General features: G+C 69.6%; 18 protein-coding genes. 11 read left to right on the top strand and 7 right to left on the bottom strand.

Annotation, left to right across the window (positions count from 1 at the left end; genetic code table 11):
- Positions 1–9: 9 nt before the first annotated feature.
- Together OG598_RS26150 and OG598_RS26145 are read right to left on the bottom strand one after the other, a co-directional pair.
- Positions 10–2,337: a PKD domain-containing protein gene (locus OG598_RS26150; protein ID WP_328651499.1), complete on the bottom strand. Its 2,328-nt coding sequence runs from the start codon at positions 2,335–2,337 to the stop codon at positions 10–12.
- Between the two features lie 178 nt (positions 2,338–2,515).
- A complete protein-coding gene (locus OG598_RS26145; RefSeq protein ID WP_328651498.1) occupies positions 2,516–4,837 on the bottom strand; it encodes a PKD domain-containing protein in 2,322 nt (773 codons plus the stop codon).
- 59 nt (positions 4,838–4,896) lie between these two features.
- On the opposite strand from OG598_RS26145, the gene OG598_RS26140 reads away from it, so the two are divergent.
- Positions 4,897–5,031: a hypothetical protein gene (locus tag OG598_RS26140; RefSeq protein ID WP_328651497.1), complete on the top strand. Its 135-nt coding sequence runs from the start codon at positions 4,897–4,899 to the stop codon at positions 5,029–5,031.
- 68 nt (positions 5,032–5,099) lie between these two features.
- Here the strand turns inward: OG598_RS26140 and OG598_RS26135 are convergent, their stop codons facing one another.
- Positions 5,100–7,406 carry a PKD domain-containing protein gene (locus OG598_RS26135; RefSeq protein ID WP_328651496.1) on the bottom strand — a complete coding sequence of 769 codons (2,307 nt, stop codon included), beginning with the start codon at positions 7,404–7,406 and terminating at the stop codon, positions 5,100–5,102.
- A 269-nt stretch (positions 7,407–7,675) separates the two neighbouring features.
- Positions 7,676–9,994, bottom strand: a complete 2,319-nt coding sequence (locus OG598_RS26130; protein ID WP_328651495.1) for a PKD domain-containing protein — start codon at positions 9,992–9,994, stop codon at positions 7,676–7,678.
- 174 nt (positions 9,995–10,168) lie between these two features.
- Between OG598_RS26130 and purB the strand changes: the two genes are divergently transcribed.
- Positions 10,169–11,593 carry an adenylosuccinate lyase gene (gene purB, locus OG598_RS26125; protein WP_328651494.1) on the top strand — a complete coding sequence of 475 codons (1,425 nt, stop codon included), beginning with the start codon at positions 10,169–10,171 and terminating at the stop codon, positions 11,591–11,593.
- Positions 11,594–11,720: 127 nt separating this feature from the next.
- On the opposite strand, the gene OG598_RS26120 is transcribed toward purB, so the two are convergent.
- A complete protein-coding gene (locus tag OG598_RS26120) occupies positions 11,721–12,284 on the bottom strand; it encodes a YbjQ family protein (RefSeq protein ID WP_328651493.1) in 564 nt (187 codons plus the stop codon).
- Positions 12,285–12,308: 24 nt separating this feature from the next.
- On the bottom strand, positions 12,309–12,992 hold the full coding sequence (locus OG598_RS26115; protein ID WP_328651492.1) for a S1 family peptidase: 684 nt from the start codon (positions 12,990–12,992) through the stop codon (positions 12,309–12,311).
- Positions 12,993–13,350: 358 nt separating this feature from the next.
- On the opposite strand from OG598_RS26115, the gene purS reads away from it, so the two are divergent.
- The 4 genes from purS (at position 13,351) to OG598_RS26095 (ending at position 17,791) form a co-directional block, all read left to right on the top strand.
- Positions 13,351–13,614: a phosphoribosylformylglycinamidine synthase subunit PurS gene (purS, locus tag OG598_RS26110; RefSeq protein WP_030491392.1), complete on the top strand. Its 264-nt coding sequence runs from the start codon at positions 13,351–13,353 to the stop codon at positions 13,612–13,614.
- Positions 13,611–14,294: a phosphoribosylformylglycinamidine synthase subunit PurQ gene (purQ, locus tag OG598_RS26105; protein WP_328651491.1), complete on the top strand. Its 684-nt coding sequence runs from the start codon at positions 13,611–13,613 to the stop codon at positions 14,292–14,294. The genes purS and purQ overlap by 4 nt, the downstream gene beginning before the upstream one ends.
- A 67-nt stretch (positions 14,295–14,361) precedes the next feature.
- The gene (gene purL / locus OG598_RS26100; protein ID WP_328651490.1) at positions 14,362–17,031 is read left to right on the top strand and encodes a phosphoribosylformylglycinamidine synthase subunit PurL; all 2,670 of its coding nucleotides are present in this window, start codon (positions 14,362–14,364) and stop codon (positions 17,029–17,031) included.
- A gap of 4 nt (positions 17,032–17,035) precedes the next feature.
- Complete coding sequence (locus tag OG598_RS26095) at positions 17,036–17,791, top strand: 2-phosphosulfolactate phosphatase (RefSeq protein WP_091396049.1); 756 nt, start codon at positions 17,036–17,038, stop codon at positions 17,789–17,791.
- Between the two features lie 166 nt (positions 17,792–17,957).
- Here the strand turns inward: OG598_RS26095 and OG598_RS26090 are convergent, their stop codons facing one another.
- Entirely contained in the window at positions 17,958–19,973 is a 2,016-nt protein-coding gene (locus tag OG598_RS26090) for a carboxypeptidase-like regulatory domain-containing protein (protein ID WP_328651489.1), read from the bottom strand.
- 161 nt (positions 19,974–20,134) lie between these two features.
- On the opposite strand from OG598_RS26090, the gene OG598_RS26085 reads away from it, so the two are divergent.
- The 5 genes from OG598_RS26085 (at position 20,135) to amcA (ending at position 24,879) form a co-directional block, all read left to right on the top strand.
- Positions 20,135–20,488: a sterol carrier family protein gene (locus OG598_RS26085; RefSeq protein ID WP_328651488.1), complete on the top strand. Its 354-nt coding sequence runs from the start codon at positions 20,135–20,137 to the stop codon at positions 20,486–20,488.
- A 168-nt stretch (positions 20,489–20,656) separates the two neighbouring features.
- Positions 20,657–22,195 (top strand): amidophosphoribosyltransferase, encoded by a 1,539-nt coding sequence (gene purF / locus OG598_RS26080; RefSeq protein WP_210784153.1) that lies wholly within the window; start codon positions 20,657–20,659, stop codon positions 22,193–22,195.
- Between the two features lie 57 nt (positions 22,196–22,252).
- Positions 22,253–23,407, top strand: a complete 1,155-nt coding sequence (purM, locus tag OG598_RS26075; protein ID WP_196920530.1) for a phosphoribosylformylglycinamidine cyclo-ligase — start codon at positions 22,253–22,255, stop codon at positions 23,405–23,407.
- Between the two features lie 172 nt (positions 23,408–23,579).
- Positions 23,580–24,683: a cyclophane-forming radical SAM peptide maturase AmcB gene (gene amcB, locus OG598_RS26070; RefSeq protein WP_328655438.1), complete on the top strand. Its 1,104-nt coding sequence runs from the start codon at positions 23,580–23,582 to the stop codon at positions 24,681–24,683.
- Positions 24,652–24,879: a multiple cyclophane-containing RiPP AmcA gene (amcA, locus tag OG598_RS26065; protein WP_210784155.1), complete on the top strand. Its 228-nt coding sequence runs from the start codon at positions 24,652–24,654 to the stop codon at positions 24,877–24,879. Before amcB ends, amcA begins: the two co-directional genes overlap by 32 nt.
- Positions 24,880–24,954 lie beyond the last annotated feature (75 nt).

Genomic DNA, 24,954 nt, shown 5'->3' with positions numbered 1-24,954 from the left:
CGGTAGGGCTCAGCCGAGGGTGAACCTCTCCCAGGTGCTGATGACCGAGCCGTTGGCAATCAGTGGCTTGCTGCCCGCGCCGTCGGCGCTGACGTACTTGTTGTTGACGGCGGCCTTGAAGCTGACAGTGCCGTCGCTGCTGCGGACCATTGTGAACCGTTCCCAGGTGCTGGCCGCCGATGCGCCGGCGATCAGTGGCTTGGCGCCTGCGCCGTCGGCGGACACGAAGCGGTTGTTGACGCGGGCGAGGAGGCCGACCTGCCCGTTGCCGACATCCACCACGTCGAACCGCTCCCAACTGCTGGCGGTTGCCGCGCTCGCGATCAGCGGCTTGGTTCCCGCGCCGTCGGCGCTGACGAAGCGGCTGTTGACCTTCGCCTTCAGGGACCGGTTCGCGTCCGGTACGACGACCTGGAGGAACTTCTCCCAGGTGCCGATGGTGGACACGCTGGCGCTCATCGGAACGGCGCTGTCGACGTCGGCGGTCACGTACTTGTTGGTGATGGGGGCCTGGAGGCTGATGGTGCCGTCGCCGTTGCGCACCAGCGTGAACGTCTCGTGTACGTCCACGAGCACGCTGTCCGCGGTCAACGTGGCGAGGTCGAACTGGGAGACGGCGACGTATCGTCCGACCGCCCGGGAGAAGAGGGCGACCTTGCCGTTGCCGGCGTCGGCCAGGTCGAACTGCGCGATCGTGCTCGGTTCGGCCTGGTTGGGCCGAAGCCCGAAGCCGGTCTCGTAACTCACGTAGCGGCGGTTGGACAGGGCGCGCAAACCGACGGTCCCGGTCGGCCGCAGCATGCTGATCCGCCTGCTGTAAGTCCCCGACCGACCGTCGGTGCCAGTGACCGTGACGCCGATCTGGTAAGCGCCCGGGTTCGCGTAGGTGTGCGAGGCAATCGGGTTCGTCTGGGTGACGGTGCTGCCGTCGCCGAACGTGAACTGGTAGGACGCGATCGGGTTGAGGCCGGGGAGGGAGGCGGACGCGTCCACAGTCACCGAGCGTGCCTGGATGTTCATGGCGACGTCGAACCGCACCTCCGGGCTCCGGACGGCTTCCACGGTGCCACGGTCGGCGTACGTGACCGGGCCGGCGCCGGTGTTCGGCACGCCCGGATCGTCGATGCGCGGCGAGCCGCCGCGGGCGAGGGTCGGGTAACCGGGGGCGGCCGAGTTCGCCGAGTCGATGTTGTCCCGGGCCTGCCCCGTCTCGCGGTCGTGTGCGGCCTGGCCGGAGGCGGCCCGGAACGCGGCGAGCGACATCCGGGTGTTCCAGGCGTAGATCTCCGGTGAGTTGCTGTTGTAGTGGTGCGCGTTGTTGTAGTCGACCACGGTCTTTCCGACGGCACCGCCGTAGACGCCGATCTCGACCCCGTCCAGCGCCTTGTTGTCGCAGTAAGCCAGATCGAAGTGACCGTTCAGAGCGAGCACGTTGTTCTGTACGGAGACGCCGGACGAGGCTCCGTCGACGCGGATGCCGTCCTGGCAGCGGTTATTGATGGTGTTGTTGGCGATGGCCGTGCCTGTGGCCCCGTTGTTGTGCACGCCGTGGCCGGCGCCCCCGGAAATCACGTTGTTGGCCACCACGGTGCCGGCCGCGGCGGGCCCGAGCGCGATCGCCGCGTTGGTGAAGCCGGCGATGCTGCCACCGATGTACGAGTTGCGCGGCCCGTCGATCCGGACGCCGACCGTGTTGTCGGCAAGGATGTAGTTGGCATAGCCCTGCACGCTCGTGTCCTGGATGGCGACGTCACTGCTGGCGGCGTCCATGGTGATGCCGGTGCTGGCGGTCAACCCCCTGACGGTGATCTTCGACAGGCTCGAGCTGGTCACGCCGGCGAACCGGATCACCGGTGACGTCGCAGACATGTTCAGGCCGTAGGTGCCGCCCCGGATGGTGAGGCCCGAGGAGTTGTGCGCATCCAGGGCCGGCACGTCGCCCGATCCGACGACGCGGAGGTTCTGGAGCACCACATCGTGCTGGCCGTCAATCACGAAGCCGGCCGTCGCGCCGACCAGGGTCGCCGCGGAACTGGAAGTGGTGAGGAAGGTCACCGGCTGCTCCGGCGTGCCGGACGTGCCGATCGTGACGCGCTCCTGGTAGTTGCCGCCGCCGATGTCGACGGTCTGCCCGCCGGTGACGATTGCCGCTGCGGCTCCGATGGTGCAGAACGGCTGCTCCAAGGTGCCCGGGTACTGGTCGGAGCAGCCGCCGACGGGATTCTGTCGGACGTAGAGCGTCGTCGGAGCGTCCGCCTGGGCCGGCAGAGTGGTGCCCACCAGGGCACCACCGGTCAGCACGACGGTCGCGAGACCGGAAAGGAGGGATTTACCCATGCTTTGCCTCGGGGATGAGGAGGATCCGGCGGTCGCCGGGAGTCAGATAAAGGTGATCATGCATTACCGGTCGGTTGAGGCGCTGACCGCAGTGACAAAACGGCCGCTCCGCCGGTGTGTGCAAGGCGACGCCCGCCGGACCCGAGGGCCCCGGCGGGCGTCGACAGTGCGGTAGGGCTCAGCCGAGGGTGAACCTCTCCCAGGTGCTGATGACCGAGCCGTTGGCAATCAGTGGCTTGCTGCCCGCGCCGTCGGCGCTGACGTACTTGTTGTTGACGGCGGCCTTGAAGCTGACAGTGCCGTCGCTGCTGCGGACCATTGTGAACCGTTCCCAGGTGCTGGCCGCCGATGCGCCGGCGATCAGCGGCTTGGCGCCTGCGCCGTCGGCGGACACGAAGCGGTTGTTGACGCGGGCGAGGAGGCCGACCTGCCCGTTGCCGACATCCACCACGTCGAACCGCTCCCAACTGCTGGCGGTTGCCGCGCTCGCGATCAACGGCTTGGTCCCCGCGCCGTCGGCGCTGACGAAGCGGCTGTTGACCTTCGCCTTCAGGGACCGGTTCGCGTCCGGTACGACGACCTGGAGGAACTTCTCCCAGGTGCCGATGGTGGACACGCTGGCGCTCATCGGAACGGCGCTGTCGACGTCGGCGGTCACGTACTTGTTGGTGATGGGGGCCTGGAGGCTGATGGTGCTATCGCCGTTGCGCACCAGCGTGAACGACTCGCGTACGTCCACGAGGATGCTGTCCGCCGTCAATATGGAGAGGTCGAACTGGGAGATGGCGACGTATCGTCCGACCGCCCGGGAGAAGAGGGCGACCTTGCCGTTGCCGGCGTCCGCCAGGTCGAACTGCGCGATCGTGCTCGGTTCGGCCTGGTTGGGCCGAAGCCCGAAGCCGGTCTCGTAACTGACGTAACGCCGGTTGGACAGGGCGCGTAGACCAACGGTCCCGGTCGGCCTCAGCATGCTGATCTGAGTATTGCGGGTCGTCGACCGACCGTCGGTGCCTTTGACCGTGATGTTGACGAAGTAGGTGCCGGGGTTCGCGTAGGTGTGCGAGGCGATCGGGCTCGTCTGGGTGACCAGGCTGCCGTCACCGAACGAGAACTCGTAGGACGCGATCGGATTGAGGCCGGGGGTGGAGGCGGACGCGTCCACGGTGACTGAGCGCGCCTGGATGTTCAGGGCGACGTCGAACAACACCACGGGGCTTCGGATGGTCTCCACGGTTCCACGGTCGGCGTAGGTGACCGAGCCGGCGCCGGTGTTCGGCACGGTCGGGTCGTCGATGCGCGGCGAGCCGGCGCGGTCGAGCGTCGGGTAACCGGGGGCCGCCGAGTTCGCCGAGTCGATGTTGTCCCGGGTCTGTCCCGTCTCGCGGTCGTGGGCGGCCTGGCCGGAGGCGGCCCGGAACGCGGCGAGACCCATCGGGGTGTTCCAGGCGTAGATCTGCGGGGAGTCGTTGTAGTAGTGGTGGGCGTTGTTGTAGTCGACCACCGTCTTCCCGACCGCACCGCCGTAAACGCCGATCTCGACACCGTCGAGGAACGCCGCGTCGCAGTAGCCCTGGCGGAAGAAGCCGTTCGTGATCAGCACGTTGTTCTGCGCTGAAACGCCGGACGAGGCTCCGTCGACCCGGATCCCGTCGCGGCAGCGGTCCTTGATGGTGTTGTTGGTGATCGCCGTGCCGGTGCCACCGTTGTTGTGCACCCCGTGACCACGACCACCGTCGACCCGGTTGTTGGCCACCACCGTGCCGACCGCGCCCACCCCGATGGCGACTGCCGCACCGCTGAAGCCGCTGAACGTGCTGTCGAGGATGCTGACCCTCGGCCCGTCGACCCGAACGCCGATGCTGCCGGTGGGTGGCTCGTGCGCGATGTTGCTCGACACGTTCACGGATTGGACGAGCACGTCGCTGCTCGCGGCGTCGATGGTGATCCCGCCGCTCGGGGCCACCCCGCCGGTGCTGATCTGCCTCAGTGTCGACCCGATGACGCCAGCCAACCGCACCGCTGGCGCGGTCGAGGAGGTGTCCATTGCGAAGGTGCCGACCTGAACGGTGATCCGCGAGGAGTTGCGCAGGTCGAGGCCAGGCACGCTGGTCGACCCGATGCTGCGGAAATTCCGGAGTACGACATCGTGCTGGCCGTCGATCACGAAGCCGGCCGTCGCGCCGATCAGGGTCGCCCCAGAGCTAGCGAAGAAGGTGACCGGCTGCTCAGGCGTGCCGGACGTGCGGATCGTGACGCGCTCCCGGTAGTTGCCGCCGCCGACGTCCACCGACTGGCCGGGCGTGACCACCGCGGCCGCGGCACCGATGGTGCAGAACGGTTGCGCCAAGGTGCCCGGGTACTGGTCGGAGCAGTTGGCCGGGGGATTCTGCCGGACGTAGAGCGTCGTCGGAGCGTCCGCCTGGGCGGGCAGCGCGGTGCCCACCAGGGCGCCGCCGGTCAGTACGACTGTCGCGAAAGCGGCAAAGAAGGATTTACGCATGCTGGCCTCGAAGATGAGGAGGATCCGGCGACGCCGGGAGTCAGATAAGGCGATCCTGCATGATCAACAAGCGAGGCGCTGACCCGGGTGACAAAACGGCCACCCGCCTCGTGACCGTCCTCGCCGCAGTGGATCGAAGCGGCCGGCAGGTTCGCCTCGTCTCCGGCAGCGTCACGGTCTACGAGCTGCGCTGACTGCGTCCTCGCACGACGACGCCCGCCGGACCCGAGGGCCCCGGCGGGCGTCGATGGTGCGATAGGGCTCAGCCGAGGGTGAACGTCTCCCAGGTGCTGATGGCCGGGCCGTTCGTGATCAGTGGCTTCGAACCGGCGCCGTCGGCGCTGGCGTAACGGCCGTTGATGGCAGCCTGGAAGCTCACGGTGCCGGCGGCGCTGCGCGTGAGGTAGAACATTTCCCAACTGCCGACCGCCGGGGCGGCGGCGATCATCGGTTTGGTGCCGACGCCATCGGCGGAAACGAAGCGGTTGTTGACGTGCGCGAGCAGGGCGACCGTCCCGGAGCCGAGGTCCACGAGGTCGAACCGCTCCCAGGTGCTGGCGGTCGCCGCGCTCGCGATCAGCGGCTTCGTGCCGGCACCGTCGGCGCTGACGTAGCGCCCGTTCACCCGGGCCTTCAACGACTTGTTCGTGTCAGTGGTCGACACCTGGAGGAACTTCTCCCAAGTGCTGATCGTGGGCCGGCTCGCGGTCAGCGGGACGGTGCCGCTCGGATCGGCGGTGACGTACTGACCTGTGCTCGCCTTGAGACTGATGCTGCCATCCGTGTTCTTCGCGACGGTGAATGTCTCCCGGGCGTCCACCGACTGACTCGTCGCGGTCATCGCCGTCGGGTCGGCGGTTCCGATGGCCAGGTATCGGCCGGTGCTGCGGGAGAAGAGCGCAACCTGGTGGTTGCCGGCCGTCACGACATCGAACTGCGCGGTGGCGCCCAACCGGAGCTGGTTCGCCCGAAGGCCGGTGGTGGCGTTGCCCGCGTCGATGTAGCGACGGTTGGACATGGTGAGCAGACCCACTGTCGAGGTCGGGTAAAGCACGCTGATTGGTTGAGAGCTGGTCGCCGACTGCCCATCGGTCCCGGTGACCTTGATCCACACGCTGTAGTTGCCCGGGTCGGCGTAGGTGTGCGCCGCCACCGGGCTCGACTGGGTGACGACGCTGCCATCGCCGAACGTGAACTCGTAGGACCTGATCGGATGCAAGCCCGGGGTGGAGGCGGATGCGTCCACCGTCACCTTCTGCGGCGCGAGGCTGAGCGTGACGTCGAAGGAGGCCACCGGAGGCCGGATCGTTTCCACCGCGCCCCGGTCGGCGAAGGTGACCGGGCCGGCGCCGCTGTTCGGCACCGCAGGGTCGTCCACGCGCGGGGTGCCGGCCCGGTCCAGTTTCTGGAACCCGGGTGCTGCCGAGTTCGCCGAATCGTAGTTGTCCCGCGGTTGTTCCGTCTCCCGATCGTTCGCGGCCTGCCCGGATGCCGCCCGGAACCCGGCGAGGCTGGTCGGGGTGCCCCAGGCATAGGAGTCGGTGCGATGGTGGTGGACGTTGTTGTAGTCGATCACCGTCCGGCTGACAGCGTCACCGTAGATCCCGATCTCGACACCATCGAGAGCCTTCGGGTCACACCCGACCCGTCCGGCGACGCCGTTGGAATCGAGCACGTTGTTCTGAATGGAGACTCCGGACGAGGCGCCGTCGACCCGGATGCCGTCGAGGCAGCGCTGCTTGATGCTGTTGCTGGTGATCGCGGTGCCGGTGGCCCCGTTGTTGTGGATGCCGTGGCCGGCTCCGGCGGTGACCACGTTGTTGGCCACCACAGTGCCTGCCGCGCCGGTCCCCAGGACGACAGCCGTTGCGGTGAAACCGCCGATGCTGCTTCCGATGACCGTGTTGCCGGGCCCATCGATCCGGATCCCCACGCTGGGTACGTCAAGGGAACGGTTGACGTTGCCTGACACGGTCGTGCCTGAGATGTCCACGCCGCTGCTCGCGGCGTCCATTCTCACCCCAGAGGTGGCGGCGTTCCCCGTGACGATGCTCGTCTGCGACAGACTTGACCTGGTCACCGCCGCGAATCGGACCACGGGTGTTCCTGAGGAGCTGTTCAACGAGTAGCGGCCGCCGCGGATCGTGATGCCCGAGACGTCGTGGGCGTCGACGGCAGGCAGGTCGCCCAACGCGTTGACCTGGATGTTCTGGAGCACGATGTCGTGCTGGCCGTCGATGACGAAACCAGAATTCTCCCCGATCAGACTCGCCGAGGTGCCGACGAATACGACCGGCTGCTCCGGGGTGCCGGAGGTCTTCACGGTGACGCGTTCGCGGTAGCTGCCGGTACCGACGTCGACGGTCTGCCCGCCGGTGACGATCGCTGCCGCGGCCCCGATCGAACAGAGAGGCTGGGCGAGGGTGCCGGCGTTCTGGTCGGAACAGTTGGTCGCCGCCTGCCGGACGTACAGGATCTTCAGGTCATCGGCCTGGTTCGGGGCGGTGATGCCAAGGGTTCCGCCCGTCAGGATGACGGTGGCGAGACCAGCGAGAAGCGGTGCGCGCATGAGTGTCCTCAAGGAGGGGATCCGGAGTACGCAGGGATCAGATCAAGATGATCATGCAGCATCGGGGCGTGTTGCCCCGGCCGCGATCGTCGTTGATGTACCGATCTGAGCGATGTGCACCAAGAAGTTCGTGATCTCTTCATCGGGTGGCCCGTTGCCGGCAAGGTCGCCCGATCGCCTCCGTCACCGTCCGACAAGCTGCGCTGGCTCGTACGCGACGACGCCCGCCAGACCGGACGGTCTGGCGGGCGTCGAGGTGGTGATTCGGCTCAGCCGAGGGTGAACTTCTCCCAGGTGCTGACGGCCGGGCCGTTGGCGATCAGCGGCTTGCTGCCAGCGCCGTCGGCGCTGACGTACTTGTTGTTGATGCCGGCCTTGAAGCTGACAGTGCCGTCGCTGTTGCGGACCACTGTGAACCGTTCCCAGGTGCTGACGGCCGGGCCGTTCGCGATCAGCGGCTTGGCGCCTGCGCCGTCGGCGGACACGAAACGGCTGTTGGCGCGGGCGAAGAGGGCGATCTGACCGTTACCGAGGTCGGCGAAGTCGAACCGCTCCCAGCTACCGGCGGTCGCCGCGCTCGCGATCAGCGGCTTCACACCGGCACCGTCGGCAATCACGAAACGGCCGTTCACGCTGGCCTTCAGCGACCTGTTCGCGTCGGCGACCGGAACCTGGGCGAACTTCTCCGAGACGCCGATGGTGGACCGGCTGGCGCTCATCGAGACGGCGCCGCTGGCGTCGGCGGTGACGTACAGGTTGTTGCTCGCCTTGAGGCTGACGGTGCCGTCACTGTTGCGGACGACAGTGAACTTCTCGGTGGTGCCGACCACCTGGCCGGCGGCGTTCAGAGACTCGTTGGCCGACTGCGTGACGTAGCGGCCGTTGGCCCGCGCGACGAGGGCCACCTGGCCGTTGCCGGCGTCCGCCAGGTCGTACTGCGCGGCGGCGGTCAACCCGACCTGGTTGGGCAGGAGAACCGGCGCGGAGGTGCCCACGTAGCGACGGTTGGACATCGCGAGCAGGCCCACGGAAGCGGTCCGCCGCAGCACGCTGACCTGCTCGGTGCTGGTGCCGACCAGGCCGTCGCTGCCCCTGGGGACAACCGTCACGTCATAGGTGCCCGGCTTGGCGTATTTGTGCGTGGCGATCGGACCGGACTGGCTCGTGTAGGAGGTGCCGTCGCCCCAACGGAACTCGTAACTGTCGATCGGGACGAAGCCCGGCGTCGAGGCCGAGGCGTCCACCCTGACAGTGCTCGTGGCGAGGTCCACCGTGGCGTCGAAGGACGACACCGGGTATTTGATGGACTCCGTAGTGCCACGGTCGGCGTACGCGATCGGGCCTGCGCCGGTGTTCGCCACGGCCGGATCGTCCCGGCGTGGCTTTCCGCTGGTGTCAAGCTCCTGGTAGCCGGGTGCCGTCGAGTTCGCCGAGTCGACGTTGTCCCGGACATCGGACGTGTACCGGTCGTGTGCGGCCTGCCCGGAGACGGTGCGGAACTGGGTGAGACCCATCCTGGTTCCGTTCCACGAGTAGCCGGTCGCGGACGCGGTTTGGTGCCAGGTGTTGTTGTAATCGATCACCGTGCCGCTCGGCGCCGCGTCGTAGACGCCGATCTCGGCACCCTCGGGGGCCTGCGGATCGCAGTAGCCCTGGTTGAAGGCGCTGTTGTTGCGGAGCAGGTTGTTCTGTACCGAGACCTGGGACGACGCCCCGTCGACCCGGACGCCGCCCAGGCAACGGTCCTGGATGTCGTTGTTGGCGATGGCCGTGCCCACGGCTCCGCGGTTGTGGATGCCGTATCCGATCCCGCCGCCGATCCGGTTGTTGGCGATCACCGCCCCGGAGGCGGCAGGGCCCACCGAGATGGCAGCTCCGGAGAAGCCGGCGACGTCGCCGTCGCTGATCGTGTTTTGTGGCCCGTCGATTCGAATGCCCACGCCGTCATCGGCGGCGACGTGTTTCGGGTCGGTCGACACCAGCGTGTCGTCGATGAGCACCCCGCTGGTGGAGGCATCCATTGTCACTCCGCCGGCAAGCGCCGTCCCGCTGACGGTGGCCTGTTCCAGCATCGCCCCCGTCACATTGGCGAGTCGGACGGCGGGCGCGGTCGCGACGTTCGCCATCGTGAATTTGCCGCCGGCGATCATGATGTTCGAGGCGTTACGCAGATCGAGGGCGGGCACATCGGCTGACCCGCTGACATTGATTTCCTGGATGTAGATGTCGTGCTGGCCGTCGATGACCAGGCCCGCGTTCGGGCCGACAAGCGTCACCGGTGTGCGGGCGTTCCAGGCCATGAAGGCGATCTGCGCTTCCGGTACGCCAGAGCTGGTGAGGGTGACGCGCTCGGCGTAGGTGCCGCCTTCGATAAGAACCGCCCCGGGGGCGGTCACCACGGCGGCTGCCGCACCGATCGTGCAGAACGGCGTGTCGTCGGAGCCGGGCCCCTGGTCGGAGCAGTTCGCGTCGGCCTGCTTGACGTACAGAATTACAGGGTCGTCTGCCTGGGCGGGTGCGCCGGCGGCCAGCAGGGTGCCGCCGGTCACCGCGATCGCGGTGAGGCCGGCGAGGGATCTTCTACGCATGCATGCCCTCTGTCGTGAAGGGTGGATTCGGCTTCGCCGGAGATCAGATGGAGCCATGATCCGATACCGGCGGGTAACGCACCGCCCCGGGTGACAAAACGGCCAACCGGCCCCACCGGCACCCGCCCTGGCCTGCTGGCCGGACGGGCCGCCGGGTAGGAGAGAATGAGGCACGTGACGACGATCCCCAACGTGCTGGCCAACCGGTACGCCTCGCCCGAACTGGTCGCCCTCTGGTCACCGGAGGAGAAGGTACGGATGGAGCGGCGGCTCTGGCTCGCCGTTCTCCGCGCTCAGCGCGACCTGGGCGTGCCGGTGCCGGACGGCGTGGTCGAGGCGTACGAGCGGGTGCTCGACCAGGTCGACCTCGCCTCGATCGCCGAGCGGGAGCGGGTCACCCGGCACGACGTGAAGGCCCGGATCGAGGAGTTCAGCGCGCTCGCCGGGCACGAGCACGTGCACAAGGGGATGACCTCCCGGGACCTCACCGAGAACGTCGAGCAGCTCCAGGTGCGTGCCTCACTGGAGCTGATCCGCGACCGGGTGGTGGCCACCCTGGCCCGGTTGGCCTGGCTGGCTCACGAGCACTCCGAGCTGGTCATGACCGGCCGTTCGCACAACGTGGCGGCGCAGGCCACCACGCTGGGCAAGCGCTTCGCGTCGGCGGCGGAGGAGCTGCTGATCGCGTACGAGCGGCTGGAGGAGCTGATCGCCCGCTACCCGCTGCGGGGGATCAAGGGACCGGTCGGCACGGCCGCCGACCAGCTCGACCTCTTCGACGGCGACGCCGACAAGGTGGCCGAGCTGGAGCGACGGGTCGCCGAGCACCTGGGCTTCTCCCGGGTGCTGGACAGCGTCGGGCAGGTCTACCCGCGCTCGCTGGACTTCGACGTGCTGGCCGCGCTGGCCCAGACGGCCGCCGCGCCGTCGTCGCTGGCCACCACGATCCGGTTGATGGTCGGTCAGGAGTTGGCGACCGAGGGCTTCAAGCCGGGTCAGGTCGGCTCCAGCGCGATGCCGCACAAGATGAACACCCGTTCCTCGGAGCGGGTGAACGGCTTCGCGGTGATCATCCGGGGTTACCTGTCGATGGTCGGCGAGCTGGCCGGTGACCAGTGGAACGAGGGGGACGTGTCCTGCTCGGTGGTCCGCCGGGTGGCACTGCCGGACGCGTTCTTCGCCGCCGACGGGCTGTTCCAGACGTTCCTCACGGTGCTCGACGAGTTCGGCTCGTACCCGGCGGTGATCAACCGGGAGCTGGAGCGCTTCCTGCCGTTCCTGGCCACCACGAAGATCCTGGTCGCGGCGGTCCGGCGGGGCGTCGGCCGGGAGGTCGCCCACGAGGTGATCAAGGAGCACGCGGTGGCGGTGGCCCTGGCGATGCGCGAGAAGGGCTCACCGGAGAACGACCTCTTCGACCGCCTGGCGGCGGACGGCCGACTCGGCCTGTCCCGCGCCGACATCGACACCCTGGTCGCCGACCGCAACGCTTTCGTGGGCGCCGCCCAAGCCCAGGTGGCAGCAGTGACGAGCCGCATCACCACCGTGGTGACCGCCCACCCGGAAGCCGCCACCTACAGCCCACCCCCCATCCTCTAACCCACCCCACCTCACCCCACCCCACCCCCTTCCCTCCCGGGTGATCAAGAGGTTTGCGTCATTTTCGATCTCCCTGATGACCGAAACCTCTTGATCAACAGGGGGAGGGGGCCGGTGGGGCCGGGCGTTACTCGCCGGTTGGGGTTTCGGCGGCGGTTCTCAGGTTGGGGGCGCTGGCCGGTTCGGCGATGCCGCCGGGAGACTCCGTGATGCCCGCGACCTCCGCGGTCCCGGCGGCGACCGCCGGCTGGTCGGCCGGCATGACCTCGGGCATCTTCTGTACGGCGACCACTGCCGTCCCGTACGCGCAGATCTCCATCCACATCTCGCCACAGTCGCGGCTGTCGAACCGCATGCCGATCACTGCGTTCGCGCCGAGCCGCAGGGCCTCCTCGCCGAGGCGGGCCACCGAGTCGGTGCGCCACCGGGTCAGGTTGTCCGGGGCCATCGGGTCGTACGCGCCACCGCGCAGGTTCTTCACACCCTCGCGGTACGGGTTGCGCGTCCTGGCCATCGATGACACCACCTCACCGAGAATCTGGCGGATCTCGTAGCCGGGCAGTTGCTCTGTCGTCACGACCAGCACGTTTCCGATGCTGTCAGGAGTGGCCCGACCCGATCGGGTGCATTGTTCACCTGATCGGATGCTGCAAAACGACGCGGCGCGGACGGCCGGCACTCGGCCGACCATCCGCGCCGAGCGGGGCGCTAACCGTCAGACACCGGCCACCGAGGTGATCCAGGCCCGGTTGTACGCAACGCTGCCGTAGTTCTGGATGCTCGACCCGTCGGCGGTGGAGGCGACGCCGACCTGCTGACCGTTGTAGAACTGCGGGCCGCCGGAGTCACCGCGCCAGGCGTTGCCGTTGATCCGGGTGGTGCGGATCGCCTGGCCGCCGTACGCGTCGGTGGCGCTGTTGCTCGTCACCCGGACGGTGGCGGTCTTCAGCACGGTGGAGGCCGAGCAGCCGCTGTAGCAGGTCATGCCCCAGCCGTAGATCGAGTTCGTCGAGTTGATCGGCGGGTTGCTGCTGGCCAGGCTCACCGCGGAGGTGCTGACGGTGCTGGAGAGTCGCATGAGCGCGAGGTCGTTGCGGGTGTAGGTGGCGCTGACCGTGCGGGTGACCCCACCGGAGGTGCGGTTCACGCTTCCGACGCGCACCGACATGGTGCCGCTGATGCAGTGCCGGGCGGTGAGCACCCACTGCGCGGCGATGACGCTGCCGGAGCAGGTGAACGAGCCGTTGCTGAGCACCGCGGCGGCCCAGGGTGCGGATGAGACGGTGCCGCCGCCGATGATGGGTTGCGGGCCGGCGGGGGCGGCGGACGCGGCGGACGTGACGCCGAGGGCGCCGACCAGCGCGGTGCTGAGTACGGCGAGCAGGGGGCGGATGCGCATCGGGTGGACTCCTTGGACGGGGCGGGCCCGGGGTCGCCGGGTGCGGATGGTGCCGGGCGGCGGGGGTTCCCGGAGCCGGCAAAATCGACTTACGTCGATGTAGAGTAGGGCGCGACGCGATCGTTATCAAGGAGGTGATCGAGGTTGCCCAATGTAACGATTCGGCCACCCGCTGCGCCGTATATGTCCTGCTAGGGCCACCTGTCGCGCCTGACAGGTCAGACTGAGCGTCAGTAATGTCGATCACTGCCTGAACTGCACCCGGCCGGTGCGTCCGCGGCGATATCTGCCAGGTACGCTGGCTGCGCTCGCCCATTGTGGGTCGGCACCCAACTGCGTACACAGTCAGGAGTGCCCAGTGCCTCGCGTCGTCGTCGACGTCATGCTCAAGCCCGAGATCCTTGATCCGCAGGGCCAGGCCGTCGCAAACGCGCTGCCCCGGCTCGGCGTCGGTGACGTCGCCTCGGTTCGGATCGGCAGGCGGATCGAGATCGAGTTCACCGGTGAACCGGACCTGGACCGCGCTCGGGAGATTGCCGACAAACTGCTCGCCAACCCGGTCATCGAGGACTTCACCGTCCGCCTGGTCGAGGCCGACGAGACTGCGGACGCCCGCTCGTGACCGCCCGGGTCGGTGTGGTCACCTTCCCCGGCTCGCTCGACGACGGGGACGCGGCCCGGGCCGTCCGGATCGCCGGCGCTGAGCCGGTCCGGCTCTGGCACGGCGACCCGGAGCTGCACGGCGTCGACGCTGTCGTCCTGCCCGGCGGTTTCTCCTACGGTGACTACCTGCGGTGCGGTGCCATCGCCCGGTTCGCCCCGGTGATGGAGACGATCGTGGACGCCGCCCGCGGTGGTCTACCGGTGCTCGGCATCTGCAACGGCTTCCAGATCCTCTGCGAGGCGCACCTGCTGCCCGGCGCGCTCACCCGCAACCAGCACCTGCACTTCCGCAACCGGGACCAGGTCCTGCGCGTCGAGTCGGCCGGGACGGCGTGGACCAACGCGTTCCAGCCCGGCCAGGAGGTGCTCATCCCGGTCAAGAACGGCGAGGGCTGCTACGTCGCGGACACCGCGACGCTGGACCAGCTCGAAGCCGAAGGTCGGGTGGTCGCCCGCTACGTCGGCGGCAACCCCAACGGGTCCCTGCGCGACATCGCCGCGATCACCAACGCCGCCGGCAACGTGGTCGGCATCATGCCGCACCCCGAGCACGCGGTGGAGGCGCTCACCGGCCCGTCGCTGGACGGCCTCGGCTTCTTCACGTCGGTCCTCAAGCACCTGGTGGGGGCGCCGGCATGACCGGCGGCACGATCATCGGTCAGCTCAACCGCCGGCCTGGCGGGCACGAGCGCAGCGAGGAGAGGTCATGACCACCCATCCGGACCCGGTACGGGACACACCGGAGGCGTACTCCGCCCCGGCGCAGCCGACCGAGCCGAGCGCGGCGCAGCCGGTCGCACCGGCGACCGCTCCCGCCCAGCCGGCCGTCGCCGTCTGGACCGAGGGCGTGGACACCGTGCCGCGCGCCGGTGGCACCCCGGGCGAGCTTCAGCCGTACACCGAGCTGGGCCTGCGTGACGACGAGTACGACCGGATCCGGCAGATCCTCGGCCGCCGGCCAACGCAGTCCGAGCTGGCGATGTATTCGATCATGTGGAGCGAGCACTGCTCCTACAAGTCGAGCAAGGTGCACCTGCGCCAGTTCGGCGAGAAGGCCCCGCACAGCGACCGGATGCTCGCCGGCATCGGTGAGAACGCCGGTGTCGTGCAGATCTCCGACGAGCTGGCGGTCACCTTCAAGGTCGAGTCGCACAACCACCCGAGCTTCGTCGAGCCGTACCAGGGCGCGGCGACCGGCGTCGGTGGCATCGTCCGGGACATCCTCGCCATGGGCGCCCGCCCGGTCGCGGTGATGGACCCGCTGCGCTTCGGTGCCGCTGACCACCCGGACACCGCCAGGGTGCTCACCGGCGTGGTCGCCGGCGTGGGCGGCTACGGCAACTGCCTGGGCCTGCCCAACATCGGTGGCGAGTTGGTCTTCGACCCCTCCTACCAGGGCAACCCGCTACTCAACGCGCTCTGCCTGGGCGTGTTGCCGGTCAGTCGACTGCAGAACAAGGCCGCCGCCGGCCCGGGCAACGTTGTCGTCCTGATGGGCGCCAAGACCGGCCGCGACGGCATCGGCGGCGTCTCGGTGCTGGCCAGCGCCACCTTCGACGAGGGCAGCGAAGCGCGCCGCCCCGCCGTGCAGGTCGGCGACCCGTTCACCGAGAAGCTGCTGATCGAGGCGTGCCTCGAGCTGTACGACGCCGAGCTGGTCGTCGGCATCCAGGACCTCGGCGGCGCCGGCCTGACCTGCGCGCTCACCGAGACCGCCGCCGCTGCCGGCACCGGCATGCGGGTCTGGCTGGAGCGGGTGCCGCTGCGCGAGCCCTCGATGGACCCGCACGAGATCCTGGCCAGCGAGTCGCAGGAGCGGATGCTGCTGGTCGTCGCGCCGGACAAGCTCGACGCGGTGCTCAAGACCTGCGAGAAGTGGGGCGTCCTCGCCACCGCGATCGGTGAGGTCACCGCACCGGAGCCGGACGGCAGCCCAGGCCGACTGCTGATCACCTGGCAGGACCACCTGGTCGTCGACGTGCCGCCGGGTTCGCTTGTCGACGACGGCCCGGTCTACGCCCGGCCGATGCGCGAGCCGGCCGACCTGATCCTGCTCCAGGCCGACCGGGCCGAGACGCTGCCCCGCCCGGCCGACCCGGAGGCGCTGCGGGAGACCGTGCTGCGCATGATCGCGTCGCCCAACCTGGCCGACAAGAGCTGGGTCACCGAGCAGTACGACCGCTACGTGCTGGGCAACACGGTGCTCGCCCAGCCGGAGGACGGCGGCGTTATCCGCATCGACGAGCGGACCGGCCTCGGTGTGGCGCTGTCGGTCGACGGCAACGGCCGGTACGCCCGACTGGACCCGTACAACGGCACCAAGCTGGCCCTGGCCGAGGCGTACCGGAACGTGGCGGTGACCGGCGCGAAGCCGATCGCCGTGACCGACTGCCTCAACTTCGGCTCGCCGGAGGACCCGGGCGTGATGTGGCAGTTCGCCGAGGCCGTGCGCGGCCTGGCGGACGGCTGCCTGGAGCTGGGCATCCCGGTGACCGGTGGCAACGTCAGCTTCTACAACCAGACCGGCGCGGCGGCCATCCACCCGACCCCGGTGGTCGGCGTGCTGGGCGTGCTGGACAACGTCGCCGACCGGGTGCCGATGGGCTTCGTGCCGCGCGCCGGTGGCGACCACGACCAGCTCTACCTGCTCGGCGAGACGAACGTGGAGCTGTCCGGCTCGGAGTGGGCCTGGGTGACGCACGAGCACCTCGGCGGTATTCCGCCGCAGGTCGACCTTCTCCGCGAGAAGGCGCTCGCCGAGTTGCTGGCCGAGGCGGCCCGCGTCGGTCACCTGGCCTCGGCGCACGACCTCTCCGACGGTGGCCTCGCCCAGAGCCTGGTCGAGTCCTGCCTGCGTCGCGGCGTCGGTGCCCGGGTCGCGGTGCCGGAGCAGTTCGCCGAGGGCTCGATGCCGTTCGTCTACCTGTTCAGCGAGTCCGCCACGCGGGCCCTGGTCTCGGTGCCGCGCGGCCACGACAAGGCGTTCGCGGCGCTCTGCGCCGAGCGGGGCGTGCCGTTCGAGCTGATCGGCGTCACCGATCCGTCCGGTGGTGCTCTCGAGGTGCACGGCCAGTTCCGGATCGGCCTGGACGAGCTGCGCACCGCGCACACCGAGACGTTGCCGCGCCTCTTCGGGGGCTCGACGACCGTCGAGGTGCCGGCCCCGGCCGCCGGTGTGGCGGGTGCGGTCGAGGCCGTGCCGCTGCCGGTCGCGCCGGCTGAGCCGCTCGACGCGGCCGAGGTGGTCTCCGAGCCGATCGCTACCTCGGGTCCTTCTCCGGAGACCGGCGCGGTCGATCCGATCGGGTCAGAGCAGCCCGGCGGGGCGTCCGAGTCTGACCCCGGTGTCACCGAGTCGTCGCCTGACGAGCGCTGAGGCGTTGACGGCCGCCGTCTACGGCCAACCCGGATCGGGTGCCCGGTTCGACTGGGGGCTGACCGGGGCGGCCGAGCTCGGCCGGGTCTGCGCGGCGCTGGTGGTGGTGGACGTTCTCTCGTTCACCACCGCCGTGGAGGTGGCGGTCGCCCGGGGCATGCGGGTGCACCCGTTCCCCTGGGGTGAGCAGGCCGCCGAGTACGCCGTCCGGGTCGGTGCGACAGCTGCGGTCGGGCGGCGGCAGACGACCGCGGAACATCCGTGGTCGCTCTCGCCCGCCGCGCTGAGCAGCGCACCAGTGGTGGCGGACCTCGTGCTGCCCTCCCCGAACGGCTCGGCCATCAGCGCCGCCGCCAGCGCCACCGGTCTGCCGGTGGTCGCGGCGTGCCTGCGCAACGCGCGCGCCGTCGGGCATTGGCTGCGCCGCCAGGGGTACGGCACGCTGGACGCCCCGATCGGCGTGATCGCCTCGGGGGAGCGGTGGCCGGACGGGTCTCTGCGCCCGTCGGTGGAGGACCAACTCGGTGCCGCCTCGGTGCTGGACGCACTCTCCGGCGTGCCCGGTGGGCTCTCGGTGGAGGCCGCCATGGCGCTCGCCGCGCTGGCGAGCACCCCCGATCTGCCCGCCGCGGTGCGCGGCAGCGTCTCCGGACGGGAGTTGACCGAGAACGGCTTCGCCGCGGACGTGGACGTCGCCGTCCGGATCGGCGTGTCGGACGTCGTGCCGGTGCTGCACCAGGGCGTCTTCTCCGCCGCCTGACCGCGCCTGACCGCGCCTGCACCGCGCCCTGTGATCAACTCGGCTTTCCGGAAGTCGCGGTGTCCAGGTCTTCGGGATGGCCCGACTTCACTGATCGCGAGTGGGTCTTGCAGCGAAAACGGCCACCCGGATCTCCGGGTGGCCGTTTTCATGTGCTGTGGTGGGGTCAGTCGTCCAGCCAGTCGAGGCGGCGACCGCCGCGCTCGGTCGGCGGCGGCGGCGGGGTGTCCGGTCGGTTCCGCCCGGCGGCGGGCTGGCCGTAGCCGCCCTGGTCGTAGCCTCGGTCGTCGTAGCCGCCGCGTTGCTGCGGAGGCTCCTGGCCGTAGTTGCCGCCCTGGTCGTATCCGCCGGCGGGCTGGCCGTAGCCGCCCTGGTCGTAACCTCGGTCGTCGTAGCCGCCGCGTTGCTGCGGAGGCTCCTGGCCGTAGTTGCCGCCCTGGTCGTATCCGCCGGCCGGTTGACCGTAGCCGCCCTGGTCGTACCCGCCAGCCTCCGGAGCGCCGTATCCGGCGGTCGGCTCTGCGGCGCGACCGCCGTACGGGGCGGCCTCGGGCTGGCCGTACCCCTGCCCCTGCTCCGGCTGGTAGACGCCGGTGGCGTACGGGTCGGCTGGGGCCGGGTACTGGGTGTCGCCGGTGTACCGGCCGGTCGGCTCGTCGAACCGCTCGCCGTACGCCGCTCCGCCAGCGGGAGCCGCCGGATAGGCGGTCGTGCCGCCCGGGGCGTCGTAGTCGCGACCGCCGTAGCCGCCACCGGAGGCCGGAGCGTTCCCGTAGCCGGCGCCTGAGGCCGGAGCATTGCCGTAACCGGCGCCGGGCGCGGCACCGTAACCGTCACCGGCCGCACCGGCGCCGTACCCGCCCTCCGGGCCGGCCGGAGCGCCGTAGCCGCCACCGGAAGCGGGGGCGTTGCCGTAGCCGCCGGCACCGTACCCGGCGGACGCTGGATCCTCGCCGTAGCCGGCGCCGCCCCAGCCCTGCTGACCCGCGCCGCCGTACGCCTGGGCAGGCGCGCCGTACGGGTCCGGCGGAACGTCGTCGACCACCGGTCGGTGCATCATCGTCGGCGCCTCGCTCAGCGCCGCGCCGCCGACCATGGTCGGGTCCGCTCCACCGCCGGGACGACCGCCGACCACCCGGGTCTGGTCGTCGGGACCGCGGAACCCGCCCCGTGAGGGCGGCACCACACCGCCGCCACCGGCAGCTGCCGGAGCGTCGTCGTCGCCGTTCTCCCTGCGCTTCATCCAGAGCAGCACGATCGTGCCGACACCGGCGGCGACCAGGAGACCACCGAGCAGGATGATCAGGTACGAGCTCAGGCCGCCGCCGTCCTCGTTGTTCGCGGCGTTCGCCGGAGCACCCTGGCTGGCCTCCTCGGTGGGCTCCTCCTCGGTGCCCTCCTCGGTCGCCTCGTCGGTGGGGGTGGCCTCGGGTGTGGCGGACGGGGTGGCGCTGGGCGTCACCTCGACCTTGATCGCGAGGCTGAGTCGCTGACCGGTGATGGCCTGCCCGGCATTGGCGTTCAGGGACTTGAAGGCCTTGATGTTGTCGAACGACGCGCCCAGGTCGATCCGCCCGGGAGCGATCGGGTTCTGGGTGGTGCCGGTGAACCGGAAGTCGCCGCTGCCATTGCTGGTGGCGTCGTAGCGGTGACCGGCGGTGTCCTGGAGAACCACGAACGCGTTCGGCACGGCCTTGCCGTCGGCCTGCGCGACCACCTTGCCGGAGACCGACCGCACGGTCTGGTTCTGCGGCGGCGGCGCTGCCTTGGCGACCAACGTGACAGTCGTCGACGCCTCTTCGCTCTGCTTCACGACCCCGGTCGAGTCCGTCGCCTTGACGGTGATCGTGGCGCTGCCGTTGGCTGCATCGTCCGCAGCCTTGAACGTGGCGTCGAAGCTGCCGCTGGATGTCACCCGGCCGCGGGAACACCCGTCAACACAGGTCAACTTCGAGTTGCTCGAGCTGAAACTGATGTCAGCAGGCCCTCCGCCGTCTTCGAAGGCGAGTCGGTAGCTGATCTTCGTGGTCTTGCCGGCCTCGACGCTGCTCGGCGAGGCCGAGACATCTGTAACGTTGGGAGCGGCCATGGCTGGTGTGGCGGGGACGGCGAGCAGAGCGCCGGCAACCAGCGCTACGACCACACCGGCCCGCTGCTTCCAGGCACGTCGGTGTGTTGACACGTCCACCGCCTTCCGGGCTGACTTCCCTCTGACCGGCGGGGCGCCGGGCCGGGGATCATCACGGTACGAATACGCCGTCGGCAACTATGCCTTGTCCGACTGCTCGAGCGCGACCCAGGGCCAGCGTCGCGTGTTTGGCCTGGGGGTCGTATCGTCCCGTCGTGTCCTCTCCGCACAGTAAGTCCGCTGCCGTTACGGCCGCGTTGTCGGCGCTCGACGAGGGGCGTACACCCGAACGGCCGGTGTTCCGAGAGGCGGTCCGGTCGTTGTTGGCCGTCCTCGCGGAGCGCGCCCCCGGCCGATCGGTGGAGGTGCGCGTCCCACCATACGGGGCGATCCAGTGCGTACCGGGGCCTCGACACACCAGGGGAAATCCACCAAACGTGGTCGAGATGGCCCCGAACACCTGGCTGGAGCTGGCGACCGGCAGGGTCGACTGGGCGTCGGCCGTCACCGACGGTCGCGTCCAGATGAGTGGCAACCGCGCGGACCTCTCGGCGTATCTGCCCCTCTAGTCGTCCCGATGTCCCACTCCCTGTGACGCTGAGCAGGGGAATCGTGACTTTCTGTATTGACGTCGATTCGCGTACACTGTCAGGCGATGACAGTGGTCCCGGCAGAGGAGAGTGGATCCGCCAGTGATCCCCGCCCGGCCGGTCCAGACCAGCATGAGGGAGCGGTAGGTGCCCCGAGGCGACGGCCGGCTGAGCCACGACCTTGACCCCCAACGACCTGGCCCCCAAGATGCCTGCGGCGTCTTCGGCGTCTGGGCCCCAGGCGAAGAGGTTGCCAATCTGACCTACTTCGGCCTCTACGCCCTACAGCACCGCGGCCAGGAGGCGGCGGGCATCGCGGTGAGCGATGGCTCCGGCGTGGTGGTCTACAAGGACCTCGGCCTGGTGGCGCAGGTCTTCGACGAGCCCACCCTGGCCAGCCTGCGTGGTCACCTGGCGATCGGGCACGCCCGATACTCCACCACCGGCGCGTCCAACTGGGAGAACGCCCAGCCGACGATCCGGTCGACCACCTCCGGCACGACCATCGCGCTGGCCCACAACGGCAACCTGGTCAACACCGCCGAGCTGGAGAAGGAGGTCGCCGAGCGCGGCCTCATCGCCGACGGCTCGACGAACGACACCTCCCTGGTGACGATGCTGCTCGCCAGCCGACCGGATCTGTCGGTCGAGGCGGCCGCGCTGGAGGTGCTGCCGCAGCTGCGCGGCGCGTTCAGCTTCGTCTTCATGGACGAGTCGACCCTCTACGCGGCCCGCGATCCGCACGGCGTCCGCCCGTTGGTGCTCGGCCGCCTGGAGCGCGGCTGGGTCGTCGCCAGCGAGACGGCCGCCCTGGACATCGTCGGCGCGAGCGTGGTGCGCGAGGTCGAGCCGGGCGAGCTGATCGCGATCGACGAGAACGGGCTGCGCTCCACCCGGTTCGCCGCGCCGGAGCCGAAGGGCTGCCTCTTCGAGTACGTCTACATCGCCCGCCCGGACGCCACGATCGCCGGGCGCAACGTCCACTCGGCGCGGGTGCAGATCGGCCGGCAGTTGGCCAAGGAGCACCCGGTCGAGGCCGACCTGGTGATCCCGGTGCCCGAGTCGGGCACTCCGGCCGCCATCGGGTACGCGGAGGCGTCCGGCATCACGTACGGCGCCGGCCTGATGAAGAACCCGTACGTGGGTCGCACCTTCATCCAGCCGTCGCAGACCCTGCGTCAGCTCGGCATCCGGCTCAAGCTCAACCCGCTGCGGGAGAACGTCCGCGGCAAGCGGTTGGTGGTCGTGGACGACTCGATCGTGCGCGGCAACACCCAGCGCGCCATCGTGCGGATGCTGCGTGAGGCGGGGGCGCTGGAGGTGCACGTCCGGATCTCCTCCCCGCCGGTCAGTTGGCCGTGCTTCTACGGCATCGACTTCGCCACCCGGGCGGAGCTGCTGGCCAACGGGTTGGACAACGACGGCATCCGGCGCTCCATCGGCGCCGACACGCTGGGCTTCGTTTCCCTTCCCGGCCTGATCGCCGCGACCGAGCAGCCGAAGACCAGGTTGTGTCGGGCGTGTTTCGATGGGGAGTACCCGATCGAGTTGCCAGCCGGCAACCTGATTGGCAAGCACGTGCTCGAAGGGGTGGGTCGACGCGTCGCCAACTCGGCGTCGGAGGCCCCGCACACCAACGGCTCGTCCGTCGCCACTCCGGGTGGCGTTACCGCAAACCGCCCGTAGCACCAACCGGCGCGGCCCGGCTACCGCCGGCGGCACCGAGAACCAAAGGGGAGAACCGTGACGCACGTGTCCGAGCGCAGCGGCGCAGGAAGCAGCCCGACCGGCGCCGGCGGCGACCGCCAGCCGTGGACGGGCGGTGCTGGCCGCCAGGCGCGCAAACGCTCGGTCTCGTACGCCGACGCCGGTGTCTCCATCGACGCGGGTGACCGCGCGGTCGAGCTGCTCAAGTCGAAGGTGCGGCAGACCCGCCGTCCCGAGGTGCTCGGTGACCTCGGTGGCTTCGCCGGCCTGTTCCGGCTGGACACGAAGAAGTACAAGAGCCCGATCCTGGCGTCCTCCACCGACGGGGTGGGCACCAAGCTGGTGATCGCCCAGCAGATGGACATTCACGACACGGTCGGCATCGACCTCGTCGCGATGGTCGTCGACGACCTGGTGGCCTGCGGCGCCGAGCCGCTGTTCCTGCTCGACTACATCGCCACCGGCGAGGTCGTGCCGGACAAGGTCGCCGAGATCGGCGCGGGCATCGCCGACGGCTGCCGCTACGCCGGCTGCGCGCTGTTGGGCGGGGAGACCGCCGAGCACCCCGGCGTCCTGCGTCCGGACGAGTACGACATCTCCGCGACCGGCGTGGGCGTGGTCGAGGAAGCCGACATCCTGAGCCCCGAGCGGGTCGAGGTGGGCGACGTGGTGATCGCCATGCGCTCCTCCGGCCTGCACTCGAATGGTTACTCGCTGGTCCGGCACGTGCTGCTCGGCGCTGCCCGGATGCGTCTGGACATCGTGATCGACGACTTCGGCCGGCAGCGGACCCTCGGCGAGGAGCTGCTCACGCCGACCAAGATCTACGCCAAGGACTGCCTCAAGCTGATCGCCGAGGCCGAGGTGCGGGCGCTGTCCCACATCACCGGCGGCGGCATCCCCGGCAACCTGGTCCGGGTGCTGCCCGAGCACGTCGACGCGGTGGTCAACCGGTCCACCTGGAAGCCGCAGCCGATCTTCGACCTGATCCAGACGAAGGGTCGGATCGACGACCACGACATGGAGTCGACCTTCAACATGGGCGTCGGCATGTTCGCGATCGTCTCGGCCGAGGACGCCGACCGGGCGCTGGCCACCCTGACCGGCCGTGGCGTCGAGGCGTGGCAGGCCGGCGAGATCATCGAGGGCACCGGCAACGTGCAGATGGTCGGTCAGCACACCCGAGGATGATCACCCTCCGGTGATCGTACGGGCACCTGATCAGGGCTTCACCCGAGTGGCCAATGCCGCCTAGCCTGAAGGGCACCCTTCAGCGACGGTCGGGAAACCGCGAGGCTTCCCGACCGCCTCTCAGGCTAGGCGGAGGAGGGCGATGGCTGCTCGGGGACAGTCGTTCAGCGGGATGCGCGGTCTGGCCGCCGTCCCGTCGTACGTCGTCATGCAGCCCACCACCCTCTGCAACCTTGACTGCGCGTACTGCTATCTGCCGTTTCGCGCCGCCGACCGCCGCATGCCGGTGGCGGTGGCCGAGGCGGTCGCGGCCGCTGTCAATCCCTGGGCGGCGAACGGTCGGTTCTCCGTCGTGTGGCATGGCGGCGAGCCCCTGGCCGCTGGTCGAGAGCACCTGGCCGATCTGATCGCCCCGTTCGGGCCGAAGGTCGAGCACCATGTGCAGACCAACGCCACCCTCATCGACGACGACTGGTGCGATTTCTTCGCCCGGCACGAGATGCGGGTGAGCGTGAGCGTCGACGGGCCCCGGGCGCGCAACGGCGACCGGGTCAACCGGGGCGGTCAGCCGGCGTACGACCGGATCCTGCACGGCATCTCGGTGCTGCGGCGGCGCGGTCTGCCCTTCTCCGCGCTGGCAGTGGTGTCCCGGCCCGAGCCGGGGCTCGCCACCGAGCTGTACGACTACTTCCTCGAGCTGGGCTGTGACGTGCTGGGCATCAACATCGAGGAGACCGAGGGGGTCAACACCCGCGACAACCGCCACGACCCGTCGGCGGTGTCCGCGTTCTGGGCGGAGTTGGTCGCGGCGTGGCGTCGGGAGCCCCGGATCCACCTCCGTGAGATCGAGTGGTCGTTGCGCTACGCCGCGGCGGTGCTGGACAACTCGGCGGACGGGGTGCTTCCCCGCCACCTGGACCCGATCCCGACGATCGGTCACGACGGCTCGGTGATCGTGCTGTCCCCGGAGTTGGCCGGGTTCACCGACCCCCACTACGGCGACTTCAGCAGCGGCAACGTGCTGACGACCCCGTTGGCGCAGATCCTCGGCGACGCGGCGACGACGCCGTGGGTGAAGGAGTTCCTGGCCGGGGTGGAGGCGTGTCGGGCATCCTGCCCGTACTTCGGCTTCTGCGGTGGTGGCCATGCCGCCAACCGCTACTTCGAACTGGGGCGTTTTGACGGTACGGAGACCGAGCACTGCCGCAACAGCAAGATCCGCCTATTGGAGGGAGTGTTGGAGCATGCCCGAGACCACCAGTCACCGGCGGCCTGAGCGCGAAGCGGACGACGGAGTAACCGAACGGGTGCGGGACGCGGCTCCCGCGCTCGTCGCGCTGCTACAGGAGGCCGAGGACGCACGGCGGCTGCGTTCGGAGGTGTCGGGCGCAGAGGGCTCCAGCGCGGTCTGTGCCTGGAACCACTTCGAGAACATCCCGACGTTCTACAACTGGAACAATCGCCCGCGCTGAGGGAGCCGTTGTCAGGGGCCTGTCGAGCGACCGGAGTGGATCCGGTCGGGCCAGGCCCCTGATCGTCGGCGGCTG

This window comes from Micromonospora sp. NBC_00330 (assembly GCF_036136635.1).
Taxonomy (GTDB): Bacteria; Actinomycetota; Actinomycetes; order Mycobacteriales; family Micromonosporaceae; genus Micromonospora; species Micromonospora salmantinae.
The sequence above is the reverse complement of the archived record's forward strand: the minus strand, read 5'-3'. Positions and strand labels throughout refer to the sequence as shown.

Coding starts and splice junctions, on each gene's coding strand:
- OG598_RS26145 (WP_328651498.1), bottom strand. CDS start 4,837: ATGCGTAAATCCTTCTTTGCCGCTTTCGCGACAGTCGTACTGACCGGC.
- OG598_RS26120 (WP_328651493.1), bottom strand. CDS start 12,284: ATGGTCGGCCGAGTGCCGGCCGTCCGCGCCGCGTCGTTTTGCAGCATC.
- amcB (WP_328655438.1), top strand. CDS start 23,580: ATGCGCGGTCTGGCCGCCGTCCCGTCGTACGTCGTCATGCAGCCCACC.
- OG598_RS26140 (WP_328651497.1), top strand. CDS start 4,897: ATGATCAACAAGCGAGGCGCTGACCCGGGTGACAAAACGGCCACCCGC.
- amcA (WP_210784155.1), top strand. CDS start 24,652: ATGCCCGAGACCACCAGTCACCGGCGGCCTGAGCGCGAAGCGGACGAC.
- purL (WP_328651490.1), top strand. CDS start 14,362: ATGACCACCCATCCGGACCCGGTACGGGACACACCGGAGGCGTACTCC.
- OG598_RS26115 (WP_328651492.1), bottom strand. CDS start 12,992: ATGCGCATCCGCCCCCTGCTCGCCGTACTCAGCACCGCGCTGGTCGGC.
- OG598_RS26135 (WP_328651496.1), bottom strand. CDS start 7,406: ATGCGCGCACCGCTTCTCGCTGGTCTCGCCACCGTCATCCTGACGGGC.
- OG598_RS26150 (WP_328651499.1), bottom strand. CDS start 2,337: ATGGGTAAATCCCTCCTTTCCGGTCTCGCGACCGTCGTGCTGACCGGT.
- OG598_RS26130 (WP_328651495.1), bottom strand. CDS start 9,994: ATGCGTAGAAGATCCCTCGCCGGCCTCACCGCGATCGCGGTGACCGGC.